Source organism: Nakamurella alba, from assembly GCF_009707545.1.
Classification (GTDB): domain Bacteria; phylum Actinomycetota; class Actinomycetes; order Mycobacteriales; family Nakamurellaceae; genus Nakamurella; species Nakamurella alba.
This window is the reverse complement of the sequence record NZ_WLYK01000013.1, coordinates 49,317-60,874: the sequence shown is the minus strand read 5'-3', so window position 1 is coordinate 60,874 and position 11,558 is coordinate 49,317. Positions and strand designations below refer to the sequence as shown.

At 73.4% G+C, this 11,558-nt stretch carries 14 protein-coding genes; 8 read left to right on the top strand and 6 right to left on the bottom strand.

The window, feature by feature from the left end; all coding sequences use genetic code 11:
• Positions 1-29: 29 nt before the first annotated feature.
• Entirely contained in the window at positions 30-200 is a 171-nt protein-coding gene (locus GIS00_RS24330; RefSeq protein ID WP_154771069.1) for a DUF4177 domain-containing protein, read from the top strand.
• Entirely contained in the window at positions 200-655 is a 456-nt protein-coding gene (locus tag GIS00_RS24325) for a RidA family protein (protein ID WP_154771068.1), read from the top strand. The genes GIS00_RS24330 and GIS00_RS24325 overlap by 1 nt, the downstream gene beginning before the upstream one ends.
• 109 nt (positions 656-764) lie before the next feature.
• On the opposite strand, the gene GIS00_RS24320 is transcribed toward GIS00_RS24325, so the two are convergent.
• Positions 765-1,574, bottom strand: coding sequence for an MBL fold metallo-hydrolase (locus tag GIS00_RS24320; RefSeq protein ID WP_154771067.1), 810 nt, complete (start codon positions 1,572-1,574; stop codon positions 765-767).
• A gap of 31 nt (positions 1,575-1,605) precedes the next feature.
• On the opposite strand from GIS00_RS24320, the gene GIS00_RS24315 reads away from it, so the two are divergent.
• From GIS00_RS24315 to GIS00_RS24305, 3 genes are read left to right on the top strand one after another with little or no spacing between them, the layout of a single operon-like run.
• Entirely contained in the window at positions 1,606-2,394 is a 789-nt protein-coding gene (locus GIS00_RS24315) for an NUDIX hydrolase (protein ID WP_154771066.1), read from the top strand.
• Complete coding sequence (locus tag GIS00_RS24310; protein WP_154771065.1) at positions 2,391-3,191, top strand: MBL fold metallo-hydrolase; 801 nt, start codon at positions 2,391-2,393, stop codon at positions 3,189-3,191. The genes GIS00_RS24315 and GIS00_RS24310 overlap by 4 nt, the downstream gene beginning before the upstream one ends.
• Positions 3,188-4,054: a putative RNA methyltransferase gene (locus GIS00_RS24305; RefSeq protein ID WP_322098394.1), complete on the top strand. Its 867-nt coding sequence runs from the start codon at positions 3,188-3,190 to the stop codon at positions 4,052-4,054. The genes GIS00_RS24310 and GIS00_RS24305 overlap by 4 nt, the downstream gene beginning before the upstream one ends.
• Here GIS00_RS24305 and GIS00_RS24300 read toward each other — a convergent pair.
• The 3 genes from GIS00_RS24300 to GIS00_RS24290 all read right to left on the bottom strand — a co-directional run bounded on the left by GIS00_RS24300 (position 4,032) and on the right by GIS00_RS24290 (position 7,046).
• Positions 4,032-5,699, bottom strand: a complete 1,668-nt coding sequence (locus GIS00_RS24300; protein ID WP_154771064.1) for a hypothetical protein — start codon at positions 5,697-5,699, stop codon at positions 4,032-4,034. The two genes, GIS00_RS24305 and GIS00_RS24300, sit on opposite strands and share 23 nt — an antisense overlap.
• A gap of 223 nt (positions 5,700-5,922) precedes the next feature.
• A complete protein-coding gene (locus GIS00_RS24295) occupies positions 5,923-6,597 on the bottom strand; it encodes a Crp/Fnr family transcriptional regulator (RefSeq protein WP_322098393.1) in 675 nt (224 codons plus the stop codon).
• Between the two features lie 209 nt (positions 6,598-6,806).
• Positions 6,807-7,046: a hypothetical protein gene (locus GIS00_RS24290; RefSeq protein WP_154771062.1), complete on the bottom strand. Its 240-nt coding sequence runs from the start codon at positions 7,044-7,046 to the stop codon at positions 6,807-6,809.
• A gap of 77 nt (positions 7,047-7,123) precedes the next feature.
• On the opposite strand from GIS00_RS24290, the gene nth reads away from it, so the two are divergent.
• From nth to GIS00_RS24275, 3 genes are read left to right on the top strand one after another with little or no spacing between them, the layout of a single operon-like run.
• Positions 7,124-7,867 carry an endonuclease III gene (gene nth / locus GIS00_RS24285; protein WP_322098392.1) on the top strand — a complete coding sequence of 248 codons (744 nt, stop codon included), beginning with the start codon at positions 7,124-7,126 and terminating at the stop codon, positions 7,865-7,867.
• Entirely contained in the window at positions 7,864-8,613 is a 750-nt protein-coding gene (locus GIS00_RS24280) for an NUDIX hydrolase (protein WP_322098391.1), read from the top strand. The genes nth and GIS00_RS24280 overlap by 4 nt, the downstream gene beginning before the upstream one ends.
• The gene (locus GIS00_RS24275) at positions 8,610-9,794 is read left to right on the top strand and encodes a MarP family serine protease (RefSeq protein WP_322098390.1); all 1,185 of its coding nucleotides are present in this window, start codon (positions 8,610-8,612) and stop codon (positions 9,792-9,794) included. The genes GIS00_RS24280 and GIS00_RS24275 overlap by 4 nt, the downstream gene beginning before the upstream one ends.
• 96 nt (positions 9,795-9,890) lie before the next feature.
• On the opposite strand, the gene GIS00_RS24270 is transcribed toward GIS00_RS24275, so the two are convergent.
• Both GIS00_RS24270 and GIS00_RS24265 read right to left on the bottom strand, forming a co-directional pair.
• Positions 9,891-10,934, bottom strand: a complete 1,044-nt coding sequence (locus GIS00_RS24270) for an alpha/beta fold hydrolase (protein WP_230314095.1) — start codon at positions 10,932-10,934, stop codon at positions 9,891-9,893.
• 22 nt (positions 10,935-10,956) lie between these two features.
• Complete coding sequence (locus tag GIS00_RS24265) at positions 10,957-11,442, bottom strand: phage holin family protein (RefSeq protein ID WP_154771060.1); 486 nt, start codon at positions 11,440-11,442, stop codon at positions 10,957-10,959.
• Positions 11,443-11,558: the final 116 nt, after the last annotated feature.

Genomic DNA, 11,558 nt, shown 5'->3' with positions numbered 1-11,558 from the left:
GATGCCCGCGCGCCCCTAGGCTGGTGGCCATGACCGAACCTGCTCCACGGCGTGCCTTCGAGTACGCCACCGTCCCGCTGCTGAGCCATGTCACCAAGCAGATCCTCGACTCCTGGGGGGAGGACGGCTGGGAGCTCGTGCAGGTCGTCCCCGGTCCGAATCCGGAGCAGCTGGTGGCCTACCTGAAGCGGGAGAAGTGATGAGCGCCCTCGACAAGCTCGCCGAACTCGGCATCACGCTGCCGGCCGTTCCGGCGGCCGCCGGTTCCTACGTGCCGACCGCACGCACCGGCAACCTGCTGCTGACCTCGGGCCAGCTGCCGTTCGTGGACGGCGTGCTGCCCGCGACCGGCAAGGTCGGCGCCGAGATCACCGCGGAGGACGCCCGCGGCTACGCGCGGCTCTGCGCGATCAACATCCTGGCCGCGATCCACGACGCGGTCGGCCTGGATGCCGTCGCGCGGGTGGTCAAGCTGGTCGGGTTCGTCGCCTCCGCCGACGGTTTCACCGGGCAGCCCGGTGTGGTCAACGGGGCCTCCGACCTGCTGGTCGAGGTGTTCGGCGAGGCCGGCCGGCACGCCCGCTCCGCGGTCGGTGTCGCCGAGCTGCCGCTCGGCACCCCGGTCGAGGTCGAGGCCATCGTCGAGCTGCACTGATCGCAGCTCCACCCACCTGTGCGGGAACGGGCCGACCGGAACTTCCGGCCGGCCCGTTCTGCGTCCGGTGGTCGGCGGGCACAGTGCGGCATCGGTGGTCCCGCCACGATCAGCCGGGCGCGGCGAGATTCGACCGGGCCAGCTCCAGCGAGAGTGCGTGCGCCTGCTCCATCCCGTGGTTGGCGCGCCGGGGATCCTCCGGGTCCAGGCCGGCCATCAGCCGGTCGACGTACCGGTGGTCTGCCCGCCAGCGCTCGGCGCCGTCGTCGCCGGGTCGTCCGTGACCGGGCACGACGACCCGGGCCGCCGATGCGTAGGGGCGGAGGGTGGCCAGGCCCACGGCGTAGGCGTCGAGCGAACCGTTCTGCACCAGCGGCAGTTCCACGTCGCTGAGCATGTCGCCGGCAACGAGCACCCGCCGTTCCGGCACCCAGAGCGCGGTGTGACCGCTCTCGTGGGCGTCGTGGGTGATCAGCTGGATCGTCGGTCCCTGCCACGGGACGGTGCCTGCGGGCAGCCCCTCGACCCGGCCGAACAGCGCGGTCAGCGGGCGCGGCCAGTCCCGGCCCAACTGCTCCAGCAGCTCGTCCCGGTGCAGCCGGGCCAGCGCCGCGGTCATCGGGGACGACCAGCGTGGCGCCCGGCCCAGGTCGGGGTGCCAGAGCAGGTGGTCGTGGTGTGCATGGGTGGCGAAGCCGGCGGCGATGCGCAGCCCGTCCAGCGACGCGGCGATCTCGTCCAGCTCGTCGGGGTCCCACGCCGGGTCGACCAGCACCACCTCCGAGCCCTCGGCGGCGGCCGGGTCGGCCAGGATCAGCGTGCTGGTGGTGTGCTCGCGGCGGGACGTGCGCACGGCGATGCCGTCGTGGACGAACGTCCACCCGGCCTGCACCAGCCGGTCCGCCGACCTCCCCGCCATGATCACCACGGTACGCGGCTACGGTGACCCGATGACCGACTCTCCCGAAGTGCGTCCGGCGGCGACGGTGCTGCTGCTGCGCGACTCCCCGGAGGGGATCGAGGTCTTCGTCCTGGTGCGGGTGGCGGCCCTGGCCTTCGCGGCCGGGGCCACCGCCTTCCCGGGCGGCGGCGTCGACCCGTCCGACGCCACCCTCCCGGAACCGGCACCGGGCCAGCAGGACGTGGTCGCCGAGCTGCACGCCGCCATCGGCATCGAAGGTGCCGACCAGATCGTCACCGCCGCCGTCCGCGAACTCTTCGAGGAGGTCGGCGTCCTGCTGGCCACCCCGGAGCGCGGCACGCTCCCCGGGCTCGACCGCCGCGAGCACTGGCGGGCGGAGGTCACCGCGCACCGGGCCGGGATCGCCGAGGCGCTGGCGGATCTCGGCCTGCGCACCGATCTGCGGGGGCTGCGGCCGTGGTCCCGGTGGATCACCCCGCCCGGCCCGCCCCGCCGGTTCGACACCTTCTTCTTCGTCGCCGGTCTGCCCGAGGGGCAGGAGGTGGCGCTCGGCACCACCGAGGCGGACACCGGCATGTGGGCGACTCCGGACGACCTGCTCCGCCAGGGCGAGCAGGGGCTGCTGCAGATCATGCCGCCGACCGCGAGCAACCTGCTGCAGGTCGGTCGGTTCGCCACCGTCGCCGAGGCGCTGGAGTTCGAGGCCGATATGGAACCCGTGCAGCCTCAGATGCTCTCGGGTCGCGGCGAACCGCTGCGGGTGCGCGTCGGCGAGGTGGAGTTCACCGCCGACCATCCGCGGGGGAACCCGGCATGACCGCAGCGCCGCAGCCGCAGCACCCGGCGACCGGGGTCTGGCGGACGGTCGGCCACGGTGTGCAGGTCCTGCTGGCCGACAACCCCGGCCCGATGACGTTGGACGGCACCAACTCCTACCTGATCCGGGGCGAGAAGCGCTCCGTGGTCGTCGATCCCGGGCCGGACGACGCCGCGCACCTGGATACCCTGGCGGCGGCCGGGCCCGCGCTGGTGCTGATCACCCACCGGCACGTCGACCACACCGCCGGATCCCCGGGACTGCGTGCCCGTACCGGTGCCCCGGTGCGCGCCGTCGATCCGGAGCACTGCCACGGCGGCGATCCGCTGACCGACGGCGAGACCGTCGATCTCGGTGGCCGGTCGGTGCGGGTGCTCGCCACCCCGGGTCACACGTCCGACTCGGTGAGCTTCGAGATCGTCGATGCAGCCGGCGATGTCGAGGCGGTGTTGACCGGCGACACCATCCTGGGCCGGGGCACCACCGTGCTCGCCCCGCCGGACGGCGACCTCGGCGACTACCTCGACTCGCTGGACCGGCTCGCCGCCGTCGGCCGGGTGCGCGTGCTGCCGGCCCACGGCCCGGATCTGCCCGACATGGTCGAGGCAGCGGCCGCCTACCGGGCGCACCGGGAGCAGCGGCTGGACCAGATCCGTGCCGCGCTGGCCGTTCTCGGCCCGGATGCCGGGGTGGCCGAGGTGACCGATCACGTCTACACCGACATCGACCCGTCGGTGCGCGGAGCTGCCGAGATGTCGGTGCGGGCGCAGCTGGACTTCCTGGCGGCACGCCGGTGACCGGCACCATCCCGCCGCGGGCGCTCGCGGCACTGGCCTGTCCGCACTGCGGCGAACCGCTCGCCGAGGTCGAGAACGCCGGTGCGCTCGGCTGTCCGCAGGGCCACCGGTTCGACCTCGCCCGGCAGGGGTACGTCAGCCTGCTGGGTCCGCGGTCGCGTACCGACACCGGTGACTCGGTCGACATGGTGCAGGCCCGCGTCGACTTCCTCGCCGCCGGCGGCTACGCGCCGATCGCCGGGGTGCTGGCCGACCTGGTGTCCGGCGCACTGGCCTGGCACCTGTCCGGTCCCGGGCTGATCCTGGAGATCGGATCCGGTACCGGGCACTATCTCTCGGCCGCGCTCGACGCGGTCCCGGGTGCCGTGGGGATCGCCCTGGACGCCTCCAAGCCCGCCGCGAAGCGGGCGGCCGCGGATCCGCGGGTGTGCAGCGTGGTGGCGGATGCCTGGGCGCCGTTGCCGGTCCGGGACGCCTCGGTGGACGTGGTCACCAGCGTGTTCGCGCCCCGGGTGCCGGCCGAGATCGCCCGGGTGCTGGCTCCCGGCGGCTCGCTGATCGCCGTGCTGCCGGACCCGGCCCACCTTGCGGAGCTGCGCGGTCCGCTGGGGCTGCTCGAGGTGGACGAGGGCAAGGTGGACCGACTGGCGGCGGCCGTTCCCGGCGCCCTGGTGGAGGTGGAGCGGGTACCGGTGCGGTTCCCGCTCGCGCTCGACCCGGCCGCATCGTCCGCGCTGGTGCGGATGGGGCCGGCCGCCCGGCACCTGTCGCCGGCGGAGATCGCCGAGCGTGTCGCCGCACTGCCCGACCCGGTCTCCGCGACCGCCGCGGTGACCGCGATCAGGTTCCGGCGCTCGGGCTGACCGCCGCCCGGGCGCTGCCGAGGCTGTCCTGGGCGACGGTCGGCGTGTCCGCCGGGCCCGTCGCACCGGCGGGAGTGGCCGGGTGCCGCATCCCGGTGATCCGCCAGATCGCCAGCAGCGCACTGCCGATCGCGGCGACAAGAACAGTCATCAGGATCCAGAAGAGCGGCACCGCGAACGGCACCCCGTTGTTCCGCAGACCGTCCAGGATCCGCCGGACCCAGCCCACGTCCGGTCCCGGCAGCACGGCCGTCCGGGACGTTGCGAGGAACCCGATGTAGGTCACCGCCACCAGCGCGTCGACCGCGACCACCACGGCCAGAAATGGTCCGCGGCGGCCCAGGGGCAGGGCGAGCAGCCCGACCGCAGCGACGGTGGCCACCGCCGCGATGGCACCGAACATGTAGCGCCCGTGCAGGTTTCCGCCGCCGGCCACGTGAATCGCGGCCTCCACCGCGTGCAGCAGGACGAGACCGGCAGCGAGGAAGCGCACAGCCATCAATGTCCGGCCGGCCGTTCTCGGCCCCGGGAGTTGCGCCCTCCGGCGCATCACGAACTCGCGCGCGAGCCAGCTCAGGATGCCGACGGCGATGACGCCGAGACAGGCCATGCTGACCCAGAGGCGCCCACCGGGGCGCGGGCCCTGCCAGACCCCGACCCAGACCGGCTGGTTGATGAAGAGCGTGTACCAGGTGCCGGGCTCGAGCAGGTCGTCCAACACCGACTCGCCCCGCGGCTTGAGCCGGACCAGCGCCGTCACCGCCGCGCCTCCGGTGGCATCGCCGTACAGGTTCAGGTTGCGCAGGTAGAAGATGCCGGAGGTGACCGCGCAGCCGGCGCCGATCACCAGCACGGTCAGCACCGACCGCAGCACCGCCGCCCGGGTGCGGGTCTCGGCCCGCAGCAGCGGGAAGAGCAGGACGCCCAGGCAGCAGACCGCGACCACGCCGACGTTCTGCGCGCGGGCCAGCGGGGCCAGCACGCAGCCGGCGACCACCAGCACCAGGGGCCAGCGCGGCCGGTCCGGACGCAGCGCGAGGCCGACCAGCCCGAGCAGCGCCAACGCCGCGGTGGCGGTGCCGACCGAGTCGTTCTGGAAGAAGCCGGACACGGTGACGAACGGCGCGAACGTGGCGAGGTACAACGCGGCGCCGATCCCCACCTCGGGTCGTCGGCGGCCGGTCAGCCCGAAGGCGATCAGCCCGACCAGCAGCACGCACAGGGCACCGACCAGCGCGGACAACACCCGGCCCGCGTAGAACGCGGCCAGCGGGTCGTCCAGTTGGTCACCGACCCACCAGATCGGCGCCTGCAGGAGGTAGAACAGCGGCGGGTGGTTCGCGGTGTGCTGCACGCCCTTGAGCGGTTGGGCGTCGAACCGGTGCAGCACCTGCTCACCGACCTCCGGGAACCGGCCGTCCTCGACCAGGCTCTGCACGTAGCCGACGTGAGCGTTCTCGTCGGCCGGCCGGAACGGGTTCACCGCCATCAGGGTCAGCAGTGACAGCACGAACCCGGCGATCATCGCGGCGACCAGACCGGTGCGCAGGAGCCGGCGTGACCGCTGGTCGCGGCGGCTCAGGGATGCCCGGACCGTCCCGGTGGGCGCGGCGGTCCCGCTGCCGACCCGCGATGATCCGGGCACCGTCGGATCGTCGGCACCGACCGCCCCGGCGCCGGCCGCACCCCTGTCAACGCCGTCGGCTGCACCCTTGTCACCGTCGTCGGCTGCACCCTTGTCACCGTCGTCGGCTGCACCGCTGTCAGCGCCGTCGGCTGCACCGCTGTTGGTCGCACCGCCCGGAAGGTCGAGCCGGACCGTGTCCGGCTCGATGCGGTGGTCCTCCCCCCGGAGCGCCACCGGTGGGTCAGCGGGCGCGGCGGGAGAGCCGCTCGGCGTCCAGGATGACGACGCTCTTGCCCTCGAGGCGGAGCCAGCCGCGGTGGCCGAAGTCGGCCAGCGCCTTGTTCACGGTCTCCCGGGAGGCGCCGACCAGCTGGGCGAGCTCCTCCTGGGTGAGGTCGTGGGTCACCCGCAGGTGCGCGCCCTCCTGCTGGCCGAACTGGCGGGCCAGCTGCAGCAGCGCCTTCGCGACCCGGCCGGGGACGTCGGTGAAGATCAGGTCGGCCAGGTTGTTGTTGGTGCGGCGCAGGCGCCGGGCCAGCACGCGGAGCAGCTGCTCGGCGATCTCCGGGCGCTTGCCGATCCACTCGCGCAGCGCGGCGCGGTCCATGGTGGCCAGCCGGACGTCGGTGACGGCGGTGGCCGTCGAGGTGCGCGGGCCCGGGTCGAAGACGGACAGCTCGCCGAACATGTCGGACGGTCCCATGATCGCCAGCAGGTTCTCCCGGCCGTCCGGGGAGTTGCGGCCGAGCTTCACCTTGCCGGACAGGATGATGTAGAGCCGGTCACCGAGCTCGCCCACGGAGAAGATGGCACTGCCCCTGGGGTAGTCGACCGATTCCAGCTGCGACCCGAGGGCCAGCGCCGAGTCGGGGTCGACTCCCTGGAAGATGCCTGCCCGGGCGAGGGTTTCCTCCACCATTCCTCCTACTGCCAGCGTCTGCTGGGTCACATTCCATCACGTGACGGCGCCCGCAGCGCACTCCGGGAGCCGAACGGGGGAGTCCGGGTCCCGGAACAGCCACGATCCGGCCATGTCAGAGCACGTGTCGCGGCTCCGGAAGGGACCGCGGTGATCGCCCCGGCACCCGGGGTGGCGGGCCGGACCGCCCCTGGCCCGGGCTCGGGTCAGCCGCCCTTGCGGATCCTGCGCGGCCGCGGCTTGCGACGCAGCCGGAACCGGGCGAGCGCGCCGGTCCAGCCCTCCCGGATGAAGGTGTTGACCTCGTCCGGCCGGGCCTGCTCCAGGAACTCCTCCACTTCGTCCTCGGTGACCGCGGCGGGCTTGAGCCGCTCCTCGACCTTGGACATGAGCAGCGCGAACACCATCAGCAGCACCGGAAAGAGCAGCACGAGGAAGGCAGTCATGGTGCGGCCATCATGGCCCATCACCGGCTCCCCTGGACAGCACCCGCGCTGTCGGGCTGCTGTGGCAACCTGATCGGGTGCCCCGGACCGCCGCCCCCGCCACCCCGCTGGCCCGCACGCGCCGGGTGCGGAAGATCAACGCCCGCCTCGCCGAGGGGTTCCCCGGCGCCGTGATCGAGCTCGACTTCGGCACCCCGCTGGACCTGGCGGTGGCCACCATCCTGTCCGCCCAGTCCACCGACGTGCGGGTCAACATGGTCACCCCGGCGCTGTTCGCCCGGTACCGGACCGCCGCCGACTACGCCGCGGCCGACCGGGCGGAGCTGGAGGAGTACGTCCGCAGCACCGGCTTCTTCCGGAACAAGGCGGCCTCGATCATCGGGCTGGGCCAGGCGCTGGTGGAGCGGTTCGACGGCGTGCTGCCGCACACCATGGAGGAGCTGATCACGCTCCCCGGGTTCGGGCGCAAGACGGCGAACGTGGTGCTGGGCAACGCCTTCGGCACCCCGGGCATCACGGTGGACACCCACCTCGGCCGGTTGGTCCGGCGCTGGGGCCTCACCGAGGACACCGACCCGGTCAAGGTCGAGCTGCAGCTGGCGGCCATGCTGCCGGCGAAGGACTGGACGATGTTCTCGCACCGCACGATCTACCACGGGCGCCGGGTCTGCCATGCGAAGAAGCCCGCCTGCGGCGCCTGCTACCTGGCCGATCTCTGCCCGTCCCGTGGCGCCGGCCCGCTGGACCCGGAGGCCGCCGCGAAGCTGATCACCGGGGCCGAGCGGCCGCACCTGCTGGCCATGGTCGGGCTGGAGGCGTGAGCGCGGCGCCCGCGTGGCAGGACCGCGGCCGACGGCTGTCCGGCGCGGGTGTGCTGCCGGCATGGTTCACGCCGATGGTCGACGCCATCGACGGGGCGACGACCGGCCAACTGCAGCCGCGGCTGTCCGCGGATGCCCCGCCGCCCGGCACCCGAGGCCTGCGGCGGTCGGCGGTGCTGATGCTCTTCGCCGACGGTGACAACGGACCGGACCTGCTGCTCACCGGTCGCGCCGCCACCTTGCGCTCGCATGCCGGCCAGCCTGCCTTCCCCGGCGGCCGGGCCGAGCCGGGGGAGACCGCCGTGGGCACCGCCCTGCGCGAGGCCATGGAGGAGACCGGCCTGGACCCGGCGGGCGTCGTGCCCGCCGCCGAACTGCCCGATCTCTACCTGCCGCCGTCCTCGTCGCTGGTCACCCCGGTGCTGGCCTGGTGGCCCGATCCGGTCGCGGTGTCGGCCGTGGACCCGGCCGAGACCGCGGTGGTGGCACGGGTTCCGGTGACCGATCTGGCGGATCCGTCCCGGCGCGGCCGGGTGGTGCACCGGTCCGGATACATCGGCCCGGCCTTCGAGGTGGCCGGCCTGGTGGTCTGGGGCTTCACCGCCGGGCTGGTCGACATGCTGCTCCGGATCGGCGGCTGGGAGCGGCCCTGGGACACCTCCCGTCGGGTCGAGCTGCCACCGTTGGGCGCCGCGCTGGCCGATCCCGAGGTCCGCGAGATCGTCGACGGGGCCGGCCGCGGGTGACCTGGGTCGACGCGCTGGTCATCGCGCTGCTGCTCGGTGCGGCCTGGTCCGGGTTCCGGCGTGGGTTCGTGGCCAGCACCGTGTCGCTGGTGGGCGCGGTCGGCGGCGCGGTGCTGGCGATCCGGCTCGCGCCGCTGGCGATGGAGTGGGCGGACGTGTCCGCCGCGAAGGTCGCGATCGGGATCGCCTGCGTGATCCTGGGTGTCGGCATCGGCGAGCTGGCCGGGTCGACGGTCGGCCGGGCCATCGCCGACCGGTTCACCTGGCAGCCGGCGCGGGTCCTGGACCGGGGCCTCGGACTGGTCGGACACACCCTCGCCGTGCTGATCGTGACCTGGATGATCGCCATCCCGGTGGCCTCCACGCCGTATCCCTGGCTGGCCTCCGCGGTCCGGTCCTCGGCGGTGCTCGGCGCCGTCGACGACGTCATGCCGAGCGGCCTGCGCGACGTGTCGGACCGGATGCGCCAGCTGTTCGACGACTCGGGTTTCCCGGCGATCCTGGACCCGCTCACCCCGACGCCGGATGTCGCGGTGGACGCGCCGGACACCGGCGTCGCGGCGCTGCCTGCGGTCCGGACCGCCGCCGAGTCGGTGCTGAAGGTCCGCGGCCGGGCGCCGAGCTGCTCCCGGGCGATCGAGGGCAGCGGGTTCGTGATCGGGCCGCAGAAGCTGATGACCAATGCCCATGTCGTGGCCGGCACCCAGACGGTGCAGGTGGAGCAGGGCGGCGAGCTGATCGACGCCACCGTGGTGCTCTACGACTCCGATCGCGACCTGGCCGTGCTCGACGTGCCGGACCTCGACCGGCCGGTGCTGGACTGGGACACTGCGACGGCGGACACGGGGGCCGATGCGGTCGCCATCGGCTACCCGCTGGACGGTCCCTTGACCCTCACCGCGGCCCGGATCAGCGCCGAGTTCCCGCTGCGCGGGCCGAACATCTACAACAGCAGCACCGTCACCCGCGACGTCTACACCGTCCGCGGCCAGATCCGCTCCGGTAACTCCGGAGGCCCGCTGGTCGGCACCGACGGGGCCGTGCTCGGTGTGGTCTTCGGGGCGTCGCTGGACCAGCCGGACGTCGGGTTCGTGCTCACCGCGGAGGAAGCGGCGAGCACGCTGGAGGCCGGGCTCACCGACACCACCGCCGCAGCAACCGGGGTCTGCACCGCGGACTGACGGTCGGCTGCTCGGCGCAGCTGATCGGCTGCGATCCCACCGCATGCAGCACCGCCCGACCCCCGACGTCGGACGGGCGGGCGGACGCCCGCCGGATCAGGACCGCAGGAAGTCGACGATCAGGGCGTTGACCACTTCCGGGGCCTCCTCGGCCGGGTAGTGGCCGACGCCGGGCACCACCTCGCGCCGGTAACCACCGGCGCAGTGGCCGGCCGCATCGGCGAGCGCGGCGGTCGGGGTGAACCGGTCGGCGTCCCCGGCGATGTGCAGCACCGGCGCCTGCACCGGCTGTTCCAGCGCTTCCCGGTGCCGCAGGCCGTCCGCCCGCCACGGGGACCGGGCCACCCAGCGCAGCTTCTCGATCGCGCCCTTCGCCGCCCCGGGCACCACGATCGCCCGGCGCATCGCCGCGATGGTCTCCCGGAAGTCGGCGGAGGCCTTCCAGGCCGCCCCGGCCTGTGATCGCACGATGCGCTCCAGCATCGACCCGTCGGCCCGGGCCAGCCGGCGGTCCGGCACGAACGGCATGGCGGCGAAGTGCAGCAGCCGGCGGTACGGATCGGTCCGCACCCGGTGCACCTTGGCGGTCCGCATCGGCGACGGGGCGGCGATCGCCACCACCTTCTCCACCACCGTCGGATGGATGATCGCGGTGTCGAAGGCGAGCACCCCGCCGTAGCCCTGGCCGATCAGCGTGGCCTTCCGCTCGCCGAGCGCCCGGACCAGGCCGGCGATGTCGGCGGAGAGCGTGAACGCGTCGTAGCCGCGCGGTGGCTTGTCGCTGCCGCCGGACCCGCGCAGGTCCACTGCCACGGCCCGGAACCCGGCAGCGGCGAGGGCGGGCAGCTGATGGCGCCAGTTCAGCCAGTACTGCCCGAAACCGTGCAGCAGCAGCACCAGCGGCCCGGTGCCGGACTCCACCACGTGGAAGCGGATGCCGTTCGCGGACACCGTCCGGTGCCGGAGGGTCTCGTCGACCGCATGTGCAGGAAAGGCGGCAACGGCAGGGGCGCCGTCGTGGTCGAACGGGCCGGTGAGCGCCATCGCGGGATGCGGGTCGACGTGCGCCTGCCGATCGGCGGCGAGCGGGGAGACCGCGGCCGACGGGACCACGGTGGGTCCGGGCGGTTCGTGGATCAAGGCGTTCCCGGGCCCGCTCGGGTCAGTTCCCGGGAGTGGTAGCGGGGCTGTGGGTGGCGGCGGCCTTCAGCGTCTGCGCGGTGTCGGACAGGGTCTGGATGGTCCGCTCCGGCTTCTTCACCTGCTTGATCTTCTTGATGCCGAGGAAGACCAGGCCACCCATCGCCAGGAACATGATCCCGAGCACGATGAGGAAGGCGGCCCAGCGCGGCAGCCAGATGTTCAGGATCTCGGCCAGCACGAACCAGCCGAAGACCAGCGCCACGACGCCGATCAGGGCGGCGGCGATGAAGAAGATCGCACCGCGCAGGCCGGTCTTCACCGACTGGGTGATCTCCATCTTGGCCAGCTCGATCTCCGAGCGGACCAGGGTGGACATGTGCACGGTGGCGTCCTTGACCAGCGACCCGATCGACGAGGTGTCCACCTCGGGCTCGACGGTCAGCGGGATGTCCGGCCGACGGGACGCCGAGGTCGACGAGTGCGGTCGCAGCGGGAAGCCGGACATGGATTCGTCCTTCCGTGGTCGCCCCGGGTGGGTCCGGGATCGTGCTCATCGTGCCATGCGGGCGACGCGGGTCCGCACCTCGTCGGTCTTCGGCTGAGCTCGCCCGGTGCTCGCCC

Coding starts and splice junctions, on each gene's coding strand:
- GIS00_RS24330 (WP_154771069.1), top strand. CDS start 30: ATGACCGAACCTGCTCCACGGCGTGCCTTCGAGTACGCCACCGTCCCG.
- GIS00_RS24325 (WP_154771068.1), top strand. CDS start 200: ATGAGCGCCCTCGACAAGCTCGCCGAACTCGGCATCACGCTGCCGGCC.
- GIS00_RS24320 (WP_154771067.1), bottom strand. CDS start 1,574: ATGGCGGGGAGGTCGGCGGACCGGCTGGTGCAGGCCGGGTGGACGTTC.
- GIS00_RS24315 (WP_154771066.1), top strand. CDS start 1,606: ATGACCGACTCTCCCGAAGTGCGTCCGGCGGCGACGGTGCTGCTGCTG.
- GIS00_RS24310 (WP_154771065.1), top strand. CDS start 2,391: ATGACCGCAGCGCCGCAGCCGCAGCACCCGGCGACCGGGGTCTGGCGG.
- GIS00_RS24290 (WP_154771062.1), bottom strand. CDS start 7,046: ATGACTGCCTTCCTCGTGCTGCTCTTTCCGGTGCTGCTGATGGTGTTC.
- GIS00_RS24265 (WP_154771060.1), bottom strand. CDS start 11,442: ATGTCCGGCTTCCCGCTGCGACCGCACTCGTCGACCTCGGCGTCCCGT.